This window comes from Roseovarius halophilus (ex Wu et al. 2025) (assembly GCF_047086965.1).
On the sequence record NZ_JBKOTX010000120.1, the window covers coordinates 1 to 18389 of the forward strand.

Here is an 18389-nt window from a genome sequence, read left to right on the forward strand (position 1 = left end):
TCGATCTCGACCAACGGATCGCGCTTGGCATCGAGGCTCGCATACCGGTCCGAAAGATCAAAGAAACCCATCTGCGCCATCGTCTTACCCCCATCACGGTTTGCCACCCCATCATACCGCAGCGCCGGGTTCAGGGCAATTTTTCGAGGTGCCCATCAATATCGCGCGCAATCAGGGCATCGGTTTTGTATACCTGATCAGTCATTAAAAATACCCCTGCTTTTTTTTGATTTCCATGGACGCACCCGCATCATGGTCAATGGCGCGGCCTTGGCGTTCGGATGTGGTGGTCAGCAGCATTTCTTGGATCACTTCTGGCAATGTCGTTGCCTGTGATTCAACGGCACCGGTTAGCGGATACATTGAGTGCTTGTGCTTGAGCCTGAGAAAATAGCGAACTAATTGATTTCATTTCGGATCTATTTAGTAGCACTTGGCCTCCATAGATTGAAAAGAGGACGATGTTTAACATTAGAAATAGTGGACCCAAGAGATACGTGATAAAGACAAGTATCGTAAGAATTGAAATAAAATTGGCGCAGAGGTTTATTAGTGGGAAAATAATCTCTGCAACCAGCCCATTAACACGTGGCGTAGGCAGCGAAATTAGTTGGCTTTCCTCATATTGGTCATCTAGCTTATGCTTCAATCTTAAAATATTATTATTTAGAAATAATGTTAAGTTAAGTCCGGTATTTTGCGCGATTTTAATTTGTATCCAATAACAATATATCCGAGCAGTACTTACTATCAATAGCAACAATACGGAAATAATAAATGCGGTGTGTGTGGATATGTTGGAAAACATTCCAAAGCTTGATACCAAGTTACTAACCTTACCTGCAACCATTGCAAACAAATCAGGCGAAATAAGGATAATGAACGTATCCATAATTATGACAATACAAAAAATTAGCGCGAAAAATAAAATATTTTGTGTTGGTACAAATTTCCAAAATAGATCAATTCTTGAAAGTATTAACATACGTTTAATCTTTTTTTATAGCTATTACAAAGTAACCATAGCACCCTAAGCTACTAGTATTATTAGCGTCGGAAGTTTTTTCAACCTTATTCAAATATCTCGTTAACAGCCTTGTTAGAATTTTTCGGAAAATCCGATTTGGTTCCACAATATTATAGTGAGAAATGATATAGTTGAGTCGCTTAATTTCGCTGTTTACATATGAAATATAGTTTCCGCTGGCACGAATTTGGGAGAGCTCAAAGCCTAAACGCTCAAAATGATGCTTGTAAAAATAAATATTGAAACCAGTAGCAAAATGGTAAGGTGCAAAGTGCGTTAAACTGTTAAAAGGCGCCGTTATAATTAGTTTGCCGCCAGGTTTTACCAATTTAGAGAACTTTTCAAAGGCTAGCACTGGGTCAACAACGTGCTCCAATACCTCAGTGCACATCAAGTTATCATATGTAGTGCTCTCGTCAATATCATAAAGATCGCAAACAAGGTCTAAGTGCGACGTATCCCATACGCCAGTTTGCAATCCAGTACTATCCCCTTCGCCGTTATATTCAGCAACATCCTGAGCTATGTATTTTAGGTGTAAACAATGTTTTTTATATTGCTGCTCACCTGCACCTACATCTAGTATCGACTCCCCCGCCGGTAATCGACCCAATGTATCGCGTAACCAATTGTTTCGTATCTCTTCAACTGACAGCATCATTTTTTTCCTCTTTTTTAACGAACTCGTCGAAATGACGCAACGTTGCGAACAATTGCGCCATCTGATCGATGGGGATCATATTTGGGCCATCTGACGGGGCATTATCTGGATCTTGATGAGTTTCAATGAATAAAGCGGACACACCAACGGCACATGCCGCGCGTGCCAAAAACGGTGCAAATTCGCGCTGTCCGCCCGAGGTGGTCCCTTGTCCACCGGGTTGTTGCACTGAATGTGTTGCATCAAATACGACTGGATATCCTGTTTGCGCCATGGTGGGCAGGCCACGGAAATCACTAACCAATGTGTTATACCCGAACGATGTGCCGCGATCACACAGCATAATCACATCATTTCCCGTGCTGGCTATTTTTTCGGCAACATTGCCCATACATTCCGGAAATTGTACCTCCGAGCTTTCAATAGAGACCGTAGGTCAGGCAGCGTCATATGTTCTGGCGATCCTCTGAAAAACAGTGTTCTCGGCCAGCAGGGCCTCCCAAGTGTCGCAACCGACCACGCGGCCTTCTTCCATCACAACGATGCGGTCGCAGCGTTGAACGGTGCTGAGACGATGCGCAATCATCACCACGGCCTTCTCCTCTGGCAGCGCGTCGATAGCGGCCATGACCTCACGCTCGGTTAGGTTGTCTAGCGCACTCGTGGCTTCGTCGAGTACGATCAGGTCGGCATCGTGGTAGAGCGCGCGAGCGATCCCTATACGCTGACGCTGCCCGCCGGAAAGCCGCACGCCTCGCTCGCCAACGATCGTATCGTAACCCTGAGGCAAGTCATTCATGACGAAGGCATCAATATTGGCGATCCGTGCAGCACGGCTTAGACGGTCAATGTCCACCTCCTCCGGCGCCATTCCAAGAGCTATATTTTCGGTAACGCTTGCATCTATCAGGAAGATGTCCTGCGGGACGTAGCCGACGGTCTGTTGCCATGCGCGAAGGTTCTCTGGCCCAAGCCTTTGGCCGTCGACCCGGATTGCGCCAATCGTGGGCTCAATCAGTCCAAGCAACAAATCAGCCAATGTCGTTTTTCCCGCACCTGTACTTCCTACAACGCCAATCTTCTCACCAGCCCTTATTGAAAAGCTAACGCCTGCCAATCCTGGACGATCAGCATTAGGATAGGAATAGGACACTGTCTCAAGCGTGATGTTTGCACTCATTCCCATCGCGACGGGTGGAGTAGCTAGTAAACTGCTCCCAATATTAAGTGTGACTAGGTCATTGTGCAGGGCCTCAACAGCCGGTCTTCCATACTGCAACTGCGTAAGGCCCTGGTAGACGCGCTGCAACTCGGGGATCAGCCGTTGCCCTGCAAAGGCAAACACCCCCAGGAGCGGCAGCACACCGCCGAGGGCCTGGCCGGACTCAATCCCTTCGGGATCGAGGAGAACGAGAGCGAGCACGACCATGCCACCGAACGCAAGTCCTTGAAGCACGAAACTTGGTGCTTCGCCAACAACCTGGGCCCCTACCTGCGTCCATGCCATTTCACGCGAGGGTTTTTCGAACCGCTCCAGGTAAGATTTTTCACGCCCAAGGAGCTTTATATCCTTGACCCCTCCAAGTGCTTCGGTCGCGATCCTGTAGCGCCCCTTATTTGCTTGCAGACGCACCTCACCCAATTGTGTCAGGATCCTTTTGCTGAAAAGGAAGATCCCGCCGTAGACCGTTCCAAGCACTACCAAACAGGCCAGCGTGACGGCCCAGTTGACCCAAAGAAGAAGGCCTGTGATCGCAATAATTGAAAAGGCAGAGGCAACGATATTGGCCGCTGGAAGAAAGAATTGCGTGACAACCTGCTGGCTCTCAGACAGGATCTGCGTACCCATCTCGCCTGAGTGGTGGTCGATGAAAAACTCATAGGGCTGCCTGAGATAAGAGCTCAGAAGCTTATAGCTAAGACTGTGGATACGCATCATAGCGAAACGCGATAGAACGTAGGACCGCAACACCTGCAAGAGCGTGGCGCTGATAATTACGACAAGCGCGCCAACTCCTAGCGCTATGAGAAAAGAGAACGTCGAGTTGAACCCGAAGGCTTGGTAGCACCACTTTAGCGCCAACACGTTTTCGATACGTGACGGATCGCCCAGAACCGAGAGAAACGGCATAATCGAAGCGACCATTAAAGCCGCCGCAAGAGCCACGAGCACGACTAGGAAAAATACACCGAGCGCCTCACGCTTCTCGGTGGCATCGAGGAGTTCCCCTCCCTTCTTCCAGACAGATAGATCAATCATGTAAATCTTAGCTCACTTCGTCAAAATGAAGTAAAACACGAGGTTTCAAACCATCGATAATGCAAATCCTTAGTCCTCAAGGAGCGAAGCGGTAGGATAACAAAAAACCCTCAAGGAGCGAAGCGGTAGGCGTGATAAAGCAAAGTGTAATTACCAAAATGCAAACGCCTCGGCGTCACTTTGCCCAGTTCACGAGACGCAGCCCGCTGATGCGAGCGAACTCGCTTTCATTGTTCGTGACGAGGCACAAGCCTCTGGAGCGCGCATTACCTGCAATCATGACATCGTAGGGCCCAATCGGATTTCCGGACGCCGCAAGCTCTGCGCGGATCTGCCCTGCGTGTTCTGCGGCAATGAGGTCGAAGTCCATGAGATGAAGGCGATCAAGCAGCCCCTCGATGACATCGAGATTCCTGCGGACGGCCTGTGACTTGTGGGCGCCGCAAAGAAGCTCCATGGCAGTCACGCTCGACGCGCATATCTCGCCGGCGTGCGCCTCGAACTTCTGCCTCACCACCTCGGGCCTGTTCTTGATGGTGTAGATCAGAATATTCGTATCCAGCATGTAACGCAGCATCAGAGCGCAAGGCGCTCCTGCTCCGCGGGTTGCTCACGATCCTCCATGAAATCGCTACTGACACCCTCACCATCGAACCATGCAGCCCAGCCCTGTTCTGTGGGTGTGATGATCCAGCTGCGACCCCGGCGATGGATATCGACCGCGGTTACGCCCTCGGGCAGGCGCACCGATTTCGGGAACCGGACGGCTTGCGTCTTGTTCGTCATGAACACTGATCCACGTTCCATTGCTCCCACCTCACTTACAATCTCGCTCGTATATACATTTAGTACACACTTCGGCCATCGTCAAGCTGCGCACCTTGGTGCAATGCTGTCGGACCACACCACCCATGCGGGCCGCCAACGCCGCTCTCCGCAACTGATACCTGATATTATGAACAATCATTTCCCAGCGCGCGGGGCCGGCACCATATCGGCGCCCAGCTCTGCTTCCCGCTCCAGCACGTCAATTTCTTCTTTCAGCGCCACATATTCAGCCCGCTTGCGAGCCAGAAAGCGCTGGGTCAGAGCTGCCTTTTCCGAGAGCCCCTTCGGCGTCAGCATATAGGCATAGCGCCTTTTGTCCTCAGACGCTGTGAAATTCCCCAGCTTGAGCAGCCCCTTGTCCAGCAACGCGTTCAGAACGTAGTGGATGCCGCCCGTACTGACGCCTACTTCCTTGGCCAGTTGGCGCTGCGACATTTCAGGGTTTTCCTGGAGAAGACGCAGGATACGGAACTGCACGTCTTCGCGCAGTTTGTCACGCTGGGTGGTCATGACTTTGGGACTTTCGCGCAGGCTACCGCACAAGGACTGCCTGCAGGCCTCCTCGGGGTGACTGGTGTCGCAATGTGAAGCAGAATCGACATGATTGCTCAGTGTTGAGCGATACATGCGTCCGACCCATTAGGCAACAGGAAATGTCGGCGGTGGGGAGGGTTGGTGGCGCGATCTTCGTCTGCTGGGCGGACGGATCATGCCTGCACGTTGCGGTTGCGTATCGTGGTTGAAACGTACTGCACAAATCACGCCAAGACAACAGCAAAATGCTGCGCCTGCAAAGCCCGCCGGGCGGCGGCGCCACAGAGCCCGGCGGCACGCTGATCGAGACGCCCGGGCGGGGTTGCTGCGGCAGGCCCGTCTACTCCGCCGCCAGCCCGCCCGATGCCTCACCCAGCGTCGCCGCGTCCGCGGCCGCATCCGGCTCATCGGTCCCGTCGCGCGCCTGCTGCTCCATCGCCTCTTCCATGGTGGTGGTGTTGATGACTAGGTCGAACTGCTCGAGTCTTGATGACCTCGATGCCGCGCTGTTCGGCGTAATCCTCGATGATCTTGGCCTGGTTCCGGGTGGAATACTGCTGGTGCTCGGTCGACATGCGCACGTATTGCGCCGCCCGAAATTCTGCCTGTTGCGCCCCGCTGCCGTCCAACTCAGTCTCCGATGCCCGTAATTGCGTCAGGGGACGTTTGCGTGGGTGGCAGGGTCTATCAAGTCGAGAGTGCGGATTTCTTCAGGATATCAATGCGCTAAGGGGGCTCTGTGGAATCGGCCAGGGTACACATCAGTCGAGGAGGCTTGATATGCACGCCCTCCAATTTGAGCGACACCAGCATCATCGGCAGTAGGGGGCGGTCGCAGTCTGTTTCCGCTCAACTCCGGTCGGCTGATGTCCGACGGATGCGGTGCGCTCAAGCGCGGTCTCTGTTTTGCGGGGCGACATCCAGAAAATTGATGTTCAGGCCCTGGGCCGACCCTCACTTCTCATCGGCGACGATCAAGTCTTCCATGTCAATTTGCAGCGCAGCCGCCAATTTCCGCAGAGTGATCACCGACCCGGTCTTGCGACCTGCTTCAATGTCGATGATCTGAACCCGATTGACACCCGAGCATCGCGCGAGCTCGGTCTGCGTTAGGTTGCGATGGTCCCGCCACACTTCGAGTGGTGCGTCGCCGTTGAGCAGCCGATCCACGACGGCAGAAGGGACCAACTCTTCCGTGCCAGCCTCGATCCGCTGCAGCACTCGGGTCGCGCTATGAAGGTCAGACATATCTTCCTCGATCGCCTTTAGGCGGAGGTATTCGTCTTGGGGAATGGTCACCATATCGTTCATCTGCATCACTCCTTGTAGGCGCTGCCGCGTGCCTTGACGTCGAGGATTTCGAGCACGACACCATCGCGCATCACGACGGGCCAATCCCCGACACGTAATCTCAGCATGCCTTCTGTGCCGCGTAGCGCCTTGACGTTGTTCGCTTGCGAGGCCGGGTCCGTGACGGATGCGTTTATCTTGTCTCGAATCCGAAGAGCCCAGTTTCGCGGCATCCTCATGAGAGCTTTTTGGGCGGTTTTCGAGTACACGACGTCCTTCATATGTTTCTGTAGCCCGAGCCCAGTCTGTAGTCAATGGCTACATTTCGAAAGGCGTTATCCCGATCAAACTCTGGCGAGATATCTGCAGCTGCGTGAGAGCAGCCATCCGGCGATGGTCAAAGGATCACATCAGTTCGGCAAAACCTGTTTGCATTTGCTCGAATTTGAGCGATACGTGGTGCAAAGACATCGGGAGCCACAATGACGGCACATAAGCGCGGCACAAGCTGGTTTCTGGCGCAGTTGAAACCGAACTGCGCCCGGATCGCGGACAAGCACCTCACGCGGCAGGGGTTTCAGACCTTCCTGCCGCTCGAAGAGGAAACGCGGCAGCGTAACGGCAAGTTCGTCACCGCCGATCGGCCGCTGTTTCCGGGCTACATCTTCGTGGCCTTTGATGCGGCGCGCGGCCTCTGGCGGCAGGTCAACTCGACCTACGGTATCACCCGGCTGGTCAGCTTCGGCAAGGCGCCGGCGCCGGTCCCGCTTGATCTGGTCTCGCAGATCATGCTGCGCTGCGACGCCGACGGCAAGCTGCTGCCGCCAAAGGTGCTCAAGCCCGGTGATCAGGTCGCGCTGACCAAGGGGCCGTTTGCCAACTTCGTGGCCGAGGTCGAACAGATCGCGCCGGATCGCCGCGTCTGGGTCCTGATGGAGATCATGGGCGGGCAGAAACGGGTGGCGGTCGGGGCGGACCAGTTGCGGACGATTTGAGGCGGAAGCGCCTGGACCTGCCGTTCTACAAGGCACTTGAAAATCTGTAGCCTGTGGGCTACATATGATATGTTCGTAATCCGGCAAACAGACGTGTTCTCAACATGGCTGTGGGGTCTGCGAGACCAGCGCGCGAAGCAAAAGATCACCGGACGGCTGCAGCGCCTGAAATTCGGGCATTTGGGCGATGTCGAACCGGTGGGTCACGGCGTAAGTGAGCTGCGCATCCATGAGGGGAAAGGCTACCGCGTCTATTTTCGCCAGCAAGGGGATGAGCTCATCCTCCTGCTTTGTGGAGGGGACAAGAAGAGCCAGAAGAGGGACATCGCTCGGGCGCATTGCCTTTGGAAGGAGCTAGGAAATGACGCATGAAATCACAGATTTCGATCCGGCTGAGTATCTCGACAATGATGACATGATCGCCGGATACCTCTCAGACGCACTGGAAACGCAAGATCCCGCATTTGTCGCCGATGCAATCGGTGTTGTTGCGCGGGCGAAAGGTATGAAACGTGTGGCTGACGACGCGGGAGTGAGCCGTGAAAGCCTGTATCGTGCTCTGAGTGCGAGCGGGAATCCCGAGTTCGGCACCGTTCTCAAGGTCTTGGCCTCGCTCAAAATCAAGCTGATTGCGCAGCCTGGGGGTGCGTAAGCGCGGCATACGGTAATGCGGTTGAAGCCTACCGGGTCGACTTCGAGCAATATCACTGAGGAGGACGGAGAATGATCTCAAGAGATCGCAAACGCTGCCCGACGCATCCGGGTGAATTGCTGCGGGACGATATCTTGCCGAGCATGGAGTACAGCAAAACGCAGCTTGCCAAGATGCTTGGCATTTCTCGGCAGCATTTCTACGACATTGTAAATGAAAAGAAACCCGTTAGCGCGCCGGTTGCGGCTCGATTGGGAAAGCTGTTTGGCAATGGGTCGTTGTTCTGGATCCGGATGCAGGGTGCGTATGACGCGTGGCACGCTGAGCGGGAAATCGATGTCAGTCAGGTGCCGACATTGGACGTGGCATAGAGAAAGGCATGCCGAGGCGATGACACGTCGCGGCCAAACAGTGTTTCCAGCTCGGTCAAGGGATTCCTCGACGCGTTCACGCAGGTGGCGCAGCGCGATGGTTTTGTCTGAACCGGCAGGGTATTGCTGGCGAGCAGGGCGGACGCTCCGCGCGTCATCGCCACAAATCTGTAGAGGAAAGCGTCTTGGCAGGAAAAGCGTTCATTACCGGTGCCGCCGGGTTCATCGGGTTCCATCTGGCGCACCGGATGCTTGCGGACGGATGGGAGGTCATGGGCTTCGACGGCATGACACCCTATTATAGCCCCGAGCTGAAAGAGGCGCGCCTGTCGATCCTGCAGTCCCATGCGGGCTTTTCCTTTGAGACGGGGATGCTCGAGGAAGAGGGACGCCTGACCGAGCTGATCGCAACGTTCCAGCCGGACATAATGATCCACTTGGCGGCCCAGGCCGGCGTTCGATACTCGATTGATGCGCCGCGGTCCTATGTGACCTCGAACCTGATCGGCACACATGAGGTCCTTGAAGCCGCTCGAGCATACCCGCCCAAGCACCTGATGATGGCCTCGACCAGCTCAACCTACGGCGCAAACACCGAGATGCCCTATGCAGAGCAGCATCGGGCGGTTCACCCCATGAGCTTTTACGCGGCCACCAAAGTGGCCAACGAAGCCATCGCGCATTCCTATGCACATCTGTTTGACGTGCCGACGACCATGTTCCGGTTTTTCACGGTCTATGGGCCATGGGGGCGGCCGGACATGGCGCTGTTCAAGTTCACGTCGGCAATCCTGAAAGGGGAGCCGATCGACGTCTACAATCACGGCGACATGCAGCGTGATTTCACCTTCGTTGACGACCTCGTCGAGGGGATTGTCCGGCTCACGGCGCAAGCCCCTGGCGCAGATGCTGTGGGCCCGATGGACAGCCTGTCTCCGGTCGCGCCCTACCGGGTTGTCAACATTGGCAATGGCGCGCCGGTGCAACTGTCCGACTTCATCGAAGCCATTGAGGCCGCGACGGGTCGAACGGCCGAACGCAACCTGATGCCGATGCAGCCCGGCGAAGTGCGCGCAACCTGGGCGGATGCAAGCCTGCTCGAAGCCTTGGTTGGCCCGCTGCAGCGCACGGATATCACGGATGGTGTGCAGCAGTTTGTCGACTGGTACCGCGGCTGGAACGGGCGCGCGGGATAACGCTCAGCGCGGTGATTATGTCTGAGCGTCAGCGCCCTGCCAACCGATACGCCAGTCGCCCGACCCATTCCTTGATCGCGATATTGAGGACCTCGAGGTTACCGGCGAGGTTCCAGCCAATACCAGCGCTGAAACGCCCTGTGCGGTAATCAACGGGGTAGGGCGTCATCGCCTCCCAACCGGCGGTCACGAAGCTGGCAAAGTCGCAGCACTGCATCGCGTCTTCGATCGCCGGAGACCCTGATGATTGGCCCATTGGCCAGGAGTGTGATGTTTCAGCAACAGGGGGGGGGGGGGGGGTGAGGGAGCTTCTTTGTTTCAGATCATGTAAGAGAGAGCACTTTCGTATATGAGTTGCACCATGATTGTATCGCGAATCCTCGTAGGACGAAGGGGTAGATTATAGATTTTGCTTGATTGGGTTGCTTCATATTTAGGCTGGCAAGAGGTGGCGCTGCTGGCAATATCGTTTGCGATCAGCGTACTTCTGGCGGCTTACGGCCGACGCACGCCACGCGTGAGTTGTCGCGCTCACGATTTGAGCGCCGTGCAATCCATGCATACAAGACCAACGCCGCGAATTGGTGGCATCGCCATCTTCAGCGCCTTTGGTCTCAGTGTGATATTTGCGCCGGTATCGTTCTCGCAGCCATATGCCTACTTCTGCATGGCAGCCGCTTTGCTCTTCGCCGTGGGGCTGCTCGAGGATCTTGGGTTTGATGTGTCGCCGCGCAAGCGCCTGCTTGCGGCCGCGGGCGCCAGCCTCTTGGTGGTGCTGCTCCTGGGTGTCTGGTTGCCGCGTGCCGATATCCCGGGTCTGGATGCGGTGATGGGGTATTGGGCTGTCGGGGTCCCGTTCACCTTGCTGCTGACCGCAGGGATCGCGAATGCCTTCAACATGATCGACGGGGTCAACGGACTGGCATCGATGACGGCGATCGTGGCGGCAGTGGCGATGAGCGTGATTGCGGATAAGGCTGGCTATACCGAGATGGGGCATCTCGCGATGATGCTGGCCGCCGGTGTCTTTGGCTTTTTTCTGGTCAACTACCCCTTTGGCAAGATCTTTTTGGGCGATGCGGGCGCCTACACGCTTGGCTTTGTGCTGAGCTGGTTCGGGATTTCGATCCTCCTTGAGGCGCCCACGGCCTCACCCTGGGCGATCTTGCTCGTGGTGTTCTGGCCAGTGGCCGATATGCTCGTGGCGATTTACCGTCGGTCGCGTCGCAAGGCGGACGCCATGGCGCCGGACAGGTTGCACGTCCATCAGATGGTCATGCGCGCTTTGGAGATCTGCGTTCTGGGGCGCAAGCGACGCCGTATCGCCAATCCGCTGAGCACATTGGTGCTGGCCCCCTTCGTCATTGCCCCACCTGTCGTTGGAGTGGTCTTCTGGAACCAGACGATCATATCATTCGCGGCTGTTGTCGGTTTCGGAGCCGTGTTTTTTGCATCCTATGCCGCCGCGCCGGTTCTGATCCGCAAGTTTCGCATCTACGCGGAAAGTGCCGCGCCTGCCCTGGAGACCCTGACCTATGTCCGAGCCCCGCACTCGCGGCCAGACGATCACGGTGGCGCAGGCGGCGGCCCTGCTTGGCCGGTCTGAACGCTGGGTACGGGGCCTTATGCCCGACAGCAAAAGCTACAAGTTCATTGCCGAGAACGTTGCGCCGCTGCTGCAGGCGGCGACGAGGGATGTGTCGCCTGGTACTTGGATTGGACCACTGATTGGTCCATAATGTATTTGGCAATCAGGAGTCAGCCATGCAGCTTGCTATAACCGACGCAAAAGCGCGCTTGACCGATCTTGTCCGTAGGGCGGAGGCGGGTGAAGAAGTGGTGTTGACCAGGCATGGACACGCGGTCGTGCGCTTGGTGGCAATGCATGCCAAGGCTTCTGCAGAAGATCGTGCCGAACTGATTGACGCTGTTCGAGCCAAAGCTGCAGCGAAAGTAACTGCTGGCCCGGTGGCGGCACGGAGCCAAGATTTCCTTTATGATCGTCAAGGTCTGCCGAAGTGATTGTTCTCGATACGTCGGCACTGATGGCTCTGCTTTTGGGAGAGCCCGAGGCAGACCAGATCGCGGAATTATTGAAAAGTGAAGAGGATTTCAAGATATCTGCAGGGACACTGGCCGAAGCGCTGATCGTCGCTGGGCGACGGGGACTGTCGGAAGAGATGTCGCAGCTGCTTGATGGGATTGTAGTTGAAATCGACACCCTGACTGCAGCTGGAGCAATCGCAGTCGCAGAGGTTTACTCGGAATGGGGCAAGGGCGCCCATCTGGCTGGATTGAACTTTGGGGATTGCTTCTCCTATGTCACAGCAAAGGGCAGCGGCTCGCCGTTGCTCTACGTCGGTGACGATTTCTCCAAAACCGATCTTCATTCTGCCTTGTGATACTTACTGTACGCGAACCGCCCGACCCATTCCTTGATCGCCATATTCAGGACCTCGAGGTTACCGGCGAGGTCCCAGCCAATGCCAGCGCTGAAGCGCCCTGTGCGGTAATCTACAGGGTAGGGGGTGATCTTGCCCCAGCCAGCCGCTTCAAAGCTGGAAAGCGCACGTCCCATGTGAAACGCGCTGGTGACCAGAACCCAGGTCTCCCCTGGGGCAGGGGCGGCGATGTCGTAGGAAAACTTCGCGTTCTCGGCCGTGTTCCGGGACTGGTCGTCCCAGCGGATCCGGTTTCGATCGATGCCGAGGGAGGAGAAGAAATCTACCGCCACGCTGGGTATGGGCGGGCGCCCGACCACCGTGTCGCGCAAGCGGCCACTGCCACCAGCGAACACCAACCTGGCATCGGGATGCGCAATGGCCAGCGCGGCGGCCGCTGTCAGCCGCTCGGCCGCCGCGTTCAGCTGCGGTTGATCCCAGGCGGCTGTTGCCCGCTGGTCTTCGACGCCACCCAGCACCACGATGCCGTCAATTTGCGCAGGTGCCGCGCGGGGCGGAAACGCAGCCTCAAGCGGGCGCAGCAAGACCTCGCCCGCAGGAAACAGGCCGACAATCAAAAGCACAGCCAGCGTCACACCACCGCTCCGGCGGGCCAGCCGGGGGCGTGCCAGCATCACGCCCAGCAGGCTCAGCGCCATGCCGATGGCGAGCCAGGTCTCGACCTGCAGGGCCAGACCGACCAGCTTGGAGAGGATGAAAAACGTCGTGTCCATTGTGGTGCGGATCAGCCGCGACGGGGCGGACGGACGAGAAACTGGCCAACCTTGGACAGGTTCTTGAGCGCCAGCGTGTGAAGGCCGCCCACGCGGTTGCGGCGGATGGCCAGCATATCCTCTGCCATCTTCTGGCGGATCTTGGCGAGGTTGCGGTTGCTCACGCCACCCGAATTGCCTTCTATAATGAGATGCTCAAGGTTGGCATGCGTTTGGCCTGCGACGCTGGCAATGGCCTCACCGACGGTCGCTTCGGATTTCCAAGCAGATGTAATGACAGAGATTTTCAAAGGCGGGGTTCTCGGTAACAGAATGGTCTCACAACCCTTACACGAAGCCAGTCACGGATGAAACGTGACGATCCTGCCAAAGCCTGTGAAAATCCTAAGTTTCGACCGTGCGACTCGCGTGTCAGGGCTGTAAAACGAGGTAAAAGAGGAAGGACCGCCCATGTCCGACATCACACCCCCAAGAAATCTGACACCGGGCCTGTGCAAGACAATCGAGGCCGAGATGCTGGAGGCCTGCGCCGAGGTGGCCGCCAGGCACGGGCTGGTCTCGGAAGGTCTGGGCACGCAGGCCATGGATCTGCGCTGGAACTTCGAGTTCGGCGTCCGCGTGTCCATCCCGCTGCCTGACGGATCAGCGCTGGATCCGGAACGCGTGTTGTTCGAGGCGCTGGCCGAGGAGTATGGGCTGTCGCCAGACGATTTCGGGCGCGAGTTTTCGACAGGGCGGGAGCGGTTCCGCGTCGCGGGCATTGAGCCCCGGCGGCCCAAGTATCCGATCTCGGCCACGCGTGTGCCCGACGGCAAGGGCTACAAGTTCACTGCCGAGAACGTGGCGCTGCTGCTGCAGGCGGCGATTAGGGATGTTTCGCCGAGGGGCGGAGTCTGAAATCGGCGCCTCCGCATTCCTTGGAAAATATTGATATAACGGTAGAATTGGCGCTGCCTCTGGAGCTGGGCGTGTACTGACCTATCCGAAACTCAATGGTTGTCGCTTGACAACTGCCTTATGAGAGAATAAATGATGGATCGCAAGAAACACCCGTCCAAGGACATCGAAAGCGCTTTGCAGGAGCTGGAGGCTTTGGGTTGGACTGTAGATGAAGCCAAGGGGCGCAGTGCGCATTCATGGGGATATGTGCTTTGCCCTGCAAATGAGGGAAACGCTTGCCGATCTGGTACGTTTTGTCGGATGTCAGTCTGGAGCACGCCCAGAAGTCCACGAAACCATGCGCGCGAACTCCTGAGAAAAGCTGCTGGATGTGTATTCAAGGAGAATGACGATGGCTGACGAAGTGGAATTCGAATTCGACATCGTAGTCTCGCTACCAAAGGGAACTGATGACGAGGATGTCATCCTGGACGCTCTTTTTGAGGCCGGATGTGATGATGCGGTGGTTGGTCTCGGGGCATCTGGTCTCGTGGGCCTTGGCTTCAGGCGTGTGGGCGTAGATGCCGAGCTTGTCATTTCAGAGGCCGTGAAACAAGTTTTGGCGGCGCTGCCGACAGGATCGCAACTCCGAGAAGTAAAGCCGGACCTCGTGAGTTTGGCGGATGTCGCCGCACGCCTTCAAGTGACTCGTCAGGCCTTGCAAAAGCGCGATATGCCACCTCCATCACTGGGTGGTCTGTACCGCGCTTCGGAAATGCTGCCTGCTCTGGAGGATCAGCCCGGCAAAGTGCGTGATGCGCTGGACGCGGCACGTGGCTGGTTCGCGTCGGCGTCTGCTGCTCAAAAGATCAATGCACGTGCAAGCTTGGAGCAGAGTTGAGATTAAAGTCGACGCATATCGACCCGATTTAGGCCACGCGCGTGCCCGACGGCAAGGGCTACAAGTTCACCGCCGAGAACGTGGCGCTGCTGCAGGCGGCGATGAGGGATGTGTCGCCGAAGAGGTGATGCCCTTGATGTGCATTCGTTTTTGCGTATATTGAAGACAAGTAAAATCTGAGGTGAAGCGCCATGTCCCGAACAACTACGATGACTGTCCGCCTTCGTGGGGCTCTGAGTGACTTCGTGTCAGCAAACGTTGGTGACGACGGCTCTTATGAAAACGTCAGCGAGTACATCCGCGACTTGATTAGGCGTGACAAGGACCGTGCTGAGGCAGAAGCTTTTGATCAGTTGAAGGCTGAGTTGACACATGCATTCGCTGCTCCGGAGGAGACTTACAAGCCACTGACAGCGGCAGAGGTGATCGCGCGGAATCGGGGCTGATCCGATGCGCGCCATACGCATTCAGGAAGGGGCGTCCTATCGCCTGGATGAAATTTACCGCTATACGCGCGACAAATGGGGTGACGACCAAGCCGAGAAATACATCACTGGTTTGTTCGCCGCTTTCGACAGCATTGCTGCGCATGGTGTCGTGTCAAAACCCATCCCGGCCGCGTTCGGGGTCGATGGCTTTTTCTTTCGCTATGAGCGCCATTTCGTCTACTGGCGCCACCTTTCAAATGGCGACATCGGCATCGTAACCATCCTGCACGAGCGCATGCACCAGATTGATCGCTTTCGGGAGGATTTCGGCTTGGGCTAGACGGCTCCAGAACAAGCAAGGTAGCTCTGACCAAGACGTGTGGTCTCCGCTGGCCTATGTATTCGCGTGTGACCAGAGGTTTGAACAACGAGGCTTCTCCCTCAAGAGCTACAAGTTCACCGCCCAGAACATGGAGTTGCTGCTGCAGGCGGCGCCGAGGGATGTGCCGCCGAAGGGGCGGAGCCGTGCCGTTGCTGCTCTTGAGTAGACGTAGAAATCGCTGACGTCGGCATAGGTGCTTGCGCGGAAGCAAGGCTGACCCGTTGGCCGCTGACCCAGTCTTACCAGTCGGTGCAGAGCGAGTGCCGCGCAGATGGGAAATGTTTATTATAAAATCAAAACTTGACAAATGTATATTTTATGAACATCTTGACGTCGGAGGTGCTGATCATGCCATCAACGACAACCGTTAAGGTGACGAGCCGTAGGGATCTGACTGGGCCCGCCTTGCGCACGTTCTTCAGGATTGCAGAGGCTTGGAAGCTGCAGGAGCAGGAGCAAATGCGGCTGCTCGGACTGGAGAGCAGATCAACATTTCAGTCATGGAAGAGGGGCAGTGTGTCTTCGATTCCAAAAGATGCGCTGGAGCGGATCTCTTATATTTTGGGGATCTACAAGGGGCTGCACATCCTGCTGCCGAAGACCGCCGATGAATGGGTTCGCAAGCCCAATGCTGCAAAGACTTTCGGTGGGCAGTCGGCACTAGACCGAATGATGTCTGGTAATGTCGCGGATCTCTTTGTTGTTCGGCAATATGTTGACGCGCAACGCGGATGAGCGACGTAATCCAAATGAGTGCGGTCGAATGGAAGCCATGCTTTCGCATCGTGCCAAGCCGTTTCCCACCGATTAGCCTGTTTGAGGCAGTCGCCGATCCCGCAGACCTTGAGGCGGTTTATGAAATCGAGGCCATGACCAATGATAGGCTTCGTGACGAGGTAGGGGACATCACCTTGGTAGCGTCGGAAGACCGGGTATCTGGCCCTGGTACTTCAGCGATCATGGCAGCCTTCACGCATCTCAATCCAGAGGGTGACCGCTTCACAGACGGTAGCTATGGCGTTTTCTACGCGGGCAAGTCGATCGAGACCACGATAGCGGAAACGCGTCACCATCGCATTAAATTCCTGCAATCGACTAATGAGCCAGCGCAGGAGCTGGATATGCGCGTCTATGCCGTCGATCTGAATGCCAATCTGCATGATATCCGAGGGCTGCAGGCCAGCCATCCTGCTTACTATCACCCAACCGATTACGGTATGTCGCAAGGGTTGGCGTTGCAGCTTCGCGAGAATGGATCCGATGGGATTGTCTACATGAGTGTAAGAGACGAAGGTGGTGAATGTGTTGCCGTGTTACGACCTCGTCTTCTGTCAAATTGCCGGCAGGAACGTCACCTCTGTTACGTTTGGGATGGGAAGACCATATCGACCATCTACGAGAAAAGAGAGCTCTCCTGACGTTCAAGTGTATGGACTGCGGTTCGCTGTCAGTCCCATAAGGACCGAATGGCGGTCGAACTAACGGCCACATCAATGATCTCCATAACTTAGTCACCATAGAGTGTTGGGGGCCAATGCCTGACGCGGGTCTGTGCAAGACAATCGAGGCCGAGATGTTACCCGACGGCAAGGGCTACAAGTTTACTGCCGAGAACGTGGCGCTGCTGCTGCAAGCGGCGATGAGGGACGTGCCGCCGAAGGGGTAGAAGGCGCCTCTGAACCAACGCCATTGCAGAAAAAGCGAACTATGACTATCTTATGAAGGGCAAGCCTTGTTGAGGGTCTAGAGATGGCGCACGGAACAGGAACAGTTTTGACGACTGTAAGCGCCCCTTATGGGGTGACGGTTACAGCTGCGCAGCTTGCCGAAAAAATCGTCAACCCGAAGAGCGCCGATGAATATGACGCTGTGGCGTTTTCCTTTTTTTCGGATGTCTCACCAAATCTGCAAAAAAAGTTCATTAAGCAAATGGGAGTGAATGCTGACTCGGCAGCCAAAGTTGCCAATAAATTTTCCAAGCTTGCTGGATTCAAACTCGCGCTTTCAACTGAATGAGCAAACCGCCGTCTAGTCGTTGGTCTGAGCTGTTTGATATAGCGTACTCGCTATTGCAACAAGCAGGAGAGCGTGGATTAGGTCAGATAGAATGGACTTTTGGCGGGGGCACCGCTCTCATGCTCCAAATTGATCACCGTGAAAGCTACGACGTCGATATTTTCATCAGCGATCCTCAATATTTGTCGCTTTTGAATCCGGAAGTCCAAGGGTTTAACCTTGCTTTGACACCAAGTGACTATTCTCTCGAGGGAGGCCATGCCCTGAAGATATCCTTCGGTGATGCAGGTGAAATAGATTTCATTTGTTGTTCAGCACTGACAGATCCTGCCGCATGACCTGCCGAGGTGAATGGCCAACAAGTGATGCTCGAGACTCCAGCAGAGATTCTGGCGAAGAAGGTCGTGTATCGCGGGAGCCGTTTGCAGGCGCGCGACATGTTTGACATCGCTGCGGCCGTTCAGTCTCTCGGGCACCACGAAATAGTGGCAGCTCTCAGGCCGTTTGCTGCCGAATGTGAGGCTGCATTAAATGTGGCGCAGAACAGTGATCCCATGTTTACGAGTGCGACACTTTCTCAACTGATCGTGCATGAAGGGTTTGGTTCCCTTTGCGAAACTGCGAGGGAGCAGACGTGCGATCTATTGAAGGCTGCTATCAATTCATCGCAATAGTTCGCTGTTAGACCCGCTCAAACCTCGGAGGGAACTGCGAGCAAACCTTTCTCTTGGACAACGCGCTGGCGGCAGTTTTGAGGGGCGCCGAAAACGCGATAAATCATAAAGCATTGTAAA

At 55.6% G+C, this 18389-nt stretch carries 30 protein-coding genes and 2 pseudogenes; 18 read left to right on the top strand and 14 right to left on the bottom strand.

Annotation, left to right across the window (positions count from 1 at the left end; translation table 11 throughout):
- Positions 1-204: 204 nt before the first annotated feature.
- The 10 genes and pseudogenes from ACH107_RS20845 to ACH107_RS20890 all read right to left on the bottom strand — a co-directional run.
- Positions 205-360 (bottom strand): annotated as a pseudogene (locus tag ACH107_RS20845) (sulfate adenylyltransferase small subunit); the annotation flags it as partial.
- A 629-nt stretch (positions 361-989) separates the two neighbouring features.
- The gene (locus ACH107_RS20850; RefSeq protein ID WP_412507439.1) at positions 990-1685 is read right to left on the bottom strand and encodes a class I SAM-dependent methyltransferase; all 696 of its coding nucleotides are present in this window, start codon (positions 1683-1685) and stop codon (positions 990-992) included.
- A pseudogene (locus ACH107_RS20855) lies at positions 1672-2082 on the bottom strand (3-deoxy-8-phosphooctulonate synthase); the annotation flags it as partial. The pseudogene ACH107_RS20855 and the gene ACH107_RS20850, both read right to left, overlap by 14 nt.
- Before the next feature lie 42 nt (positions 2083-2124).
- Positions 2125-3948: an ABC transporter ATP-binding protein gene (locus ACH107_RS20860; RefSeq protein ID WP_412507440.1), complete on the bottom strand. Its 1824-nt coding sequence runs from the start codon at positions 3946-3948 to the stop codon at positions 2125-2127.
- A 175-nt stretch (positions 3949-4123) separates the two neighbouring features.
- A complete protein-coding gene (gene vapC / locus ACH107_RS20865) occupies positions 4124-4525 on the bottom strand; it encodes a type II toxin-antitoxin system tRNA(fMet)-specific endonuclease VapC (RefSeq protein ID WP_412507441.1) in 402 nt (133 codons plus the stop codon).
- Complete coding sequence (gene vapB, locus ACH107_RS20870) at positions 4525-4755, bottom strand: type II toxin-antitoxin system VapB family antitoxin (protein ID WP_412507442.1); 231 nt, start codon at positions 4753-4755, stop codon at positions 4525-4527. The genes vapC and vapB overlap by 1 nt, the downstream gene beginning before the upstream one ends.
- Before the next feature lie 156 nt (positions 4756-4911).
- Positions 4912-5286, bottom strand: coding sequence for a MarR family EPS-associated transcriptional regulator (locus tag ACH107_RS20875; protein WP_412507443.1), 375 nt, complete (start codon positions 5284-5286; stop codon positions 4912-4914).
- A 428-nt stretch (positions 5287-5714) separates the two neighbouring features.
- Entirely contained in the window at positions 5715-5885 is a 171-nt protein-coding gene (locus ACH107_RS20880; RefSeq protein ID WP_412507466.1) for a hypothetical protein, read from the bottom strand.
- Between the two features lie 379 nt (positions 5886-6264).
- Positions 6265-6621 (bottom strand): helix-turn-helix transcriptional regulator, encoded by a 357-nt coding sequence (locus tag ACH107_RS20885; RefSeq protein ID WP_412507444.1) that lies wholly within the window; start codon positions 6619-6621, stop codon positions 6265-6267.
- 5 nt (positions 6622-6626) lie between these two features.
- Positions 6627-6881 carry a type II toxin-antitoxin system RelE family toxin gene (locus ACH107_RS20890; protein WP_412507445.1) on the bottom strand — a complete coding sequence of 85 codons (255 nt, stop codon included), beginning with the start codon at positions 6879-6881 and terminating at the stop codon, positions 6627-6629.
- Positions 6882-7082: 201 nt separating this feature from the next.
- Between ACH107_RS20890 and nusG the strand changes: the two genes are divergently transcribed.
- The 4 genes from nusG (at position 7083) to ACH107_RS20910 (ending at position 8618) form a co-directional block, all read left to right on the top strand.
- Positions 7083-7595: a transcription termination/antitermination protein NusG gene (gene nusG / locus ACH107_RS20895; RefSeq protein WP_412507446.1), complete on the top strand. Its 513-nt coding sequence runs from the start codon at positions 7083-7085 to the stop codon at positions 7593-7595.
- A 69-nt stretch (positions 7596-7664) separates the two neighbouring features.
- Positions 7665-7967, top strand: coding sequence for a type II toxin-antitoxin system RelE/ParE family toxin (locus ACH107_RS20900; protein WP_412507447.1), 303 nt, complete (start codon positions 7665-7667; stop codon positions 7965-7967).
- The gene (locus tag ACH107_RS20905) at positions 7957-8247 is read left to right on the top strand and encodes an addiction module antidote protein (protein WP_412507448.1); all 291 of its coding nucleotides are present in this window, start codon (positions 7957-7959) and stop codon (positions 8245-8247) included. The genes ACH107_RS20900 and ACH107_RS20905 overlap by 11 nt, the downstream gene beginning before the upstream one ends.
- Positions 8248-8318: 71 nt before the next feature.
- A complete protein-coding gene (locus ACH107_RS20910; protein WP_412507449.1) occupies positions 8319-8618 on the top strand; it encodes a HigA family addiction module antitoxin in 300 nt (99 codons plus the stop codon).
- On the opposite strand, the gene ACH107_RS20915 is transcribed toward ACH107_RS20910, so the two are convergent.
- The gene (locus ACH107_RS20915; protein ID WP_412507468.1) at positions 8591-8854 is read right to left on the bottom strand and encodes a hypothetical protein; all 264 of its coding nucleotides are present in this window, start codon (positions 8852-8854) and stop codon (positions 8591-8593) included. The two genes, ACH107_RS20910 and ACH107_RS20915, sit on opposite strands and share 28 nt — an antisense overlap.
- A 12-nt stretch (positions 8855-8866) precedes the next feature.
- Here ACH107_RS20915 and ACH107_RS20920 point away from each other — a divergent pair, with 12 nt between their 5' ends.
- A complete protein-coding gene (locus tag ACH107_RS20920; RefSeq protein ID WP_412507467.1) occupies positions 8867-9814 on the top strand; it encodes an NAD-dependent epimerase/dehydratase family protein in 948 nt (315 codons plus the stop codon).
- 28 nt (positions 9815-9842) lie between these two features.
- Here ACH107_RS20920 and ACH107_RS20925 read toward each other — a convergent pair whose 3' ends face one another.
- Complete coding sequence (locus ACH107_RS20925; protein ID WP_412507450.1) at positions 9843-10031, bottom strand: hypothetical protein; 189 nt, start codon at positions 10029-10031, stop codon at positions 9843-9845.
- A gap of 231 nt (positions 10032-10262) precedes the next feature.
- On the opposite strand from ACH107_RS20925, the gene ACH107_RS20930 reads away from it, so the two are divergent.
- The 3 genes from ACH107_RS20930 (at position 10263) to ACH107_RS20940 (ending at position 12216) form a co-directional block, all read left to right on the top strand.
- The gene (locus ACH107_RS20930) at positions 10263-11420 is read left to right on the top strand and encodes an MraY family glycosyltransferase (protein ID WP_412507451.1); all 1158 of its coding nucleotides are present in this window, start codon (positions 10263-10265) and stop codon (positions 11418-11420) included.
- A gap of 158 nt (positions 11421-11578) precedes the next feature.
- Positions 11579-11836: a type II toxin-antitoxin system Phd/YefM family antitoxin gene (locus tag ACH107_RS20935; RefSeq protein WP_412507452.1), complete on the top strand. Its 258-nt coding sequence runs from the start codon at positions 11579-11581 to the stop codon at positions 11834-11836.
- Positions 11833-12216, top strand: coding sequence for a type II toxin-antitoxin system VapC family toxin (locus ACH107_RS20940; RefSeq protein ID WP_412507453.1), 384 nt, complete (start codon positions 11833-11835; stop codon positions 12214-12216). The genes ACH107_RS20935 and ACH107_RS20940 overlap by 4 nt, the downstream gene beginning before the upstream one ends.
- Here the strand turns inward: ACH107_RS20940 and ACH107_RS20945 are convergent.
- Both ACH107_RS20945 and ACH107_RS20950 read right to left on the bottom strand, forming a co-directional pair.
- Positions 12201-12989 (bottom strand): YdcF family protein, encoded by a 789-nt coding sequence (locus tag ACH107_RS20945; RefSeq protein ID WP_412507454.1) that lies wholly within the window; start codon positions 12987-12989, stop codon positions 12201-12203. The genes ACH107_RS20940 and ACH107_RS20945 overlap by 16 nt on opposite strands.
- Before the next feature lie 11 nt (positions 12990-13000).
- Positions 13001-13279 (bottom strand): hypothetical protein, encoded by a 279-nt coding sequence (locus ACH107_RS20950; RefSeq protein WP_412507455.1) that lies wholly within the window; start codon positions 13277-13279, stop codon positions 13001-13003.
- A gap of 160 nt (positions 13280-13439) precedes the next feature.
- Between ACH107_RS20950 and ACH107_RS20955 the strand changes: the two genes are divergently transcribed.
- The 10 genes from ACH107_RS20955 (at position 13440) to ACH107_RS21000 (ending at position 18269) form a co-directional block, all read left to right on the top strand.
- Positions 13440-13886 (top strand): hypothetical protein, encoded by a 447-nt coding sequence (locus tag ACH107_RS20955; protein WP_412507456.1) that lies wholly within the window; start codon positions 13440-13442, stop codon positions 13884-13886.
- Positions 13887-14280: 394 nt separating this feature from the next.
- Positions 14281-14769, top strand: coding sequence for a hypothetical protein (locus ACH107_RS20960; RefSeq protein WP_412507457.1), 489 nt, complete (start codon positions 14281-14283; stop codon positions 14767-14769).
- A gap of 191 nt (positions 14770-14960) precedes the next feature.
- Complete coding sequence (locus tag ACH107_RS20965) at positions 14961-15215, top strand: type II toxin-antitoxin system ParD family antitoxin (protein WP_412507458.1); 255 nt, start codon at positions 14961-14963, stop codon at positions 15213-15215.
- Between the two features lie 4 nt (positions 15216-15219).
- Positions 15220-15537 carry a type II toxin-antitoxin system RelE/ParE family toxin gene (locus tag ACH107_RS20970; protein WP_412507459.1) on the top strand — a complete coding sequence of 106 codons (318 nt, stop codon included), beginning with the start codon at positions 15220-15222 and terminating at the stop codon, positions 15535-15537.
- A gap of 360 nt (positions 15538-15897) precedes the next feature.
- Positions 15898-16314, top strand: a complete 417-nt coding sequence (locus tag ACH107_RS20975; RefSeq protein WP_412507460.1) for an antitoxin Xre-like helix-turn-helix domain-containing protein — start codon at positions 15898-15900, stop codon at positions 16312-16314.
- On the top strand, positions 16311-16997 hold the full coding sequence (locus ACH107_RS20980; protein ID WP_412507461.1) for an RES family NAD+ phosphorylase: 687 nt from the start codon (positions 16311-16313) through the stop codon (positions 16995-16997). Before ACH107_RS20975 ends, ACH107_RS20980 begins: the two co-directional genes overlap by 4 nt.
- A 116-nt stretch (positions 16998-17113) precedes the next feature.
- Positions 17114-17245 carry a hypothetical protein gene (locus tag ACH107_RS20985; protein WP_412507462.1) on the top strand — a complete coding sequence of 44 codons (132 nt, stop codon included), beginning with the start codon at positions 17114-17116 and terminating at the stop codon, positions 17243-17245.
- 83 nt (positions 17246-17328) lie between these two features.
- A complete protein-coding gene (locus ACH107_RS20990) occupies positions 17329-17595 on the top strand; it encodes a hypothetical protein (RefSeq protein ID WP_412507463.1) in 267 nt (88 codons plus the stop codon).
- Complete coding sequence (locus ACH107_RS20995; RefSeq protein ID WP_412507464.1) at positions 17592-17933, top strand: nucleotidyl transferase AbiEii/AbiGii toxin family protein; 342 nt, start codon at positions 17592-17594, stop codon at positions 17931-17933. Before ACH107_RS20990 ends, ACH107_RS20995 begins: the two co-directional genes overlap by 4 nt.
- 27 nt (positions 17934-17960) lie before the next feature.
- Positions 17961-18269 (top strand): hypothetical protein, encoded by a 309-nt coding sequence (locus ACH107_RS21000; RefSeq protein WP_412507465.1) that lies wholly within the window; start codon positions 17961-17963, stop codon positions 18267-18269.
- Positions 18270-18389 lie beyond the last annotated feature (120 nt).

Coding starts and splice junctions, on each gene's coding strand:
- ACH107_RS20955 (WP_412507456.1), top strand. CDS start 13,440: ATGTCCGACATCACACCCCCAAGAAATCTGACACCGGGCCTGTGCAAG.
- ACH107_RS20945 (WP_412507454.1), bottom strand. CDS start 12,989: ATGGACACGACGTTTTTCATCCTCTCCAAGCTGGTCGGTCTGGCCCTG.
- ACH107_RS20890 (WP_412507445.1), bottom strand. CDS start 6,881: ATGAAGGACGTCGTGTACTCGAAAACCGCCCAAAAAGCTCTCATGAGG.
- ACH107_RS20980 (WP_412507461.1), top strand. CDS start 16,311: ATGAGCGACGTAATCCAAATGAGTGCGGTCGAATGGAAGCCATGCTTT.
- ACH107_RS20925 (WP_412507450.1), bottom strand. CDS start 10,031: ATGCAGTGCTGCGACTTTGCCAGCTTCGTGACCGCCGGTTGGGAGGCG.
- ACH107_RS20915 (WP_412507468.1), bottom strand. CDS start 8,854: ATGGAACCCGATGAACCCGGCGGCACCGGTAATGAACGCTTTTCCTGC.
- ACH107_RS21000 (WP_412507465.1), top strand. CDS start 17,961: ATGCTCGAGACTCCAGCAGAGATTCTGGCGAAGAAGGTCGTGTATCGC.
- ACH107_RS20885 (WP_412507444.1), bottom strand. CDS start 6,621: ATGAACGATATGGTGACCATTCCCCAAGACGAATACCTCCGCCTAAAG.
- ACH107_RS20960 (WP_412507457.1), top strand. CDS start 14,281: ATGGCTGACGAAGTGGAATTCGAATTCGACATCGTAGTCTCGCTACCA.
- ACH107_RS20900 (WP_412507447.1), top strand. CDS start 7,665: ATGTTCGTAATCCGGCAAACAGACGTGTTCTCAACATGGCTGTGGGGT.
- ACH107_RS20985 (WP_412507462.1), top strand. CDS start 17,114: ATGCCTGACGCGGGTCTGTGCAAGACAATCGAGGCCGAGATGTTACCC.
- ACH107_RS20965 (WP_412507458.1), top strand. CDS start 14,961: ATGTCCCGAACAACTACGATGACTGTCCGCCTTCGTGGGGCTCTGAGT.
- ACH107_RS20860 (WP_412507440.1), bottom strand. CDS start 3,948: ATGATTGATCTATCTGTCTGGAAGAAGGGAGGGGAACTCCTCGATGCC.
- ACH107_RS20935 (WP_412507452.1), top strand. CDS start 11,579: ATGCAGCTTGCTATAACCGACGCAAAAGCGCGCTTGACCGATCTTGTC.
- ACH107_RS20975 (WP_412507460.1), top strand. CDS start 15,898: ATGAACATCTTGACGTCGGAGGTGCTGATCATGCCATCAACGACAACC.
- ACH107_RS20880 (WP_412507466.1), bottom strand. CDS start 5,885: ATGTCGACCGAGCACCAGCAGTATTCCACCCGGAACCAGGCCAAGATC.
- ACH107_RS20990 (WP_412507463.1), top strand. CDS start 17,329: ATGGCGCACGGAACAGGAACAGTTTTGACGACTGTAAGCGCCCCTTAT.
- ACH107_RS20970 (WP_412507459.1), top strand. CDS start 15,220: ATGCGCGCCATACGCATTCAGGAAGGGGCGTCCTATCGCCTGGATGAA.
- vapB (WP_412507442.1), bottom strand. CDS start 4,755: ATGGAACGTGGATCAGTGTTCATGACGAACAAGACGCAAGCCGTCCGG.
- nusG (WP_412507446.1), top strand. CDS start 7,083: ATGACGGCACATAAGCGCGGCACAAGCTGGTTTCTGGCGCAGTTGAAA.
- ACH107_RS20875 (WP_412507443.1), bottom strand. CDS start 5,286: ATGACCACCCAGCGTGACAAACTGCGCGAAGACGTGCAGTTCCGTATC.
- ACH107_RS20850 (WP_412507439.1), bottom strand. CDS start 1,685: ATGCTGTCAGTTGAAGAGATACGAAACAATTGGTTACGCGATACATTG.
- ACH107_RS20920 (WP_412507467.1), top strand. CDS start 8,867: ATGCTTGCGGACGGATGGGAGGTCATGGGCTTCGACGGCATGACACCC.
- ACH107_RS20905 (WP_412507448.1), top strand. CDS start 7,957: ATGACGCATGAAATCACAGATTTCGATCCGGCTGAGTATCTCGACAAT.
- ACH107_RS20910 (WP_412507449.1), top strand. CDS start 8,319: ATGATCTCAAGAGATCGCAAACGCTGCCCGACGCATCCGGGTGAATTG.
- vapC (WP_412507441.1), bottom strand. CDS start 4,525: ATGCTGCGTTACATGCTGGATACGAATATTCTGATCTACACCATCAAG.
- ACH107_RS20995 (WP_412507464.1), top strand. CDS start 17,592: ATGAGCAAACCGCCGTCTAGTCGTTGGTCTGAGCTGTTTGATATAGCG.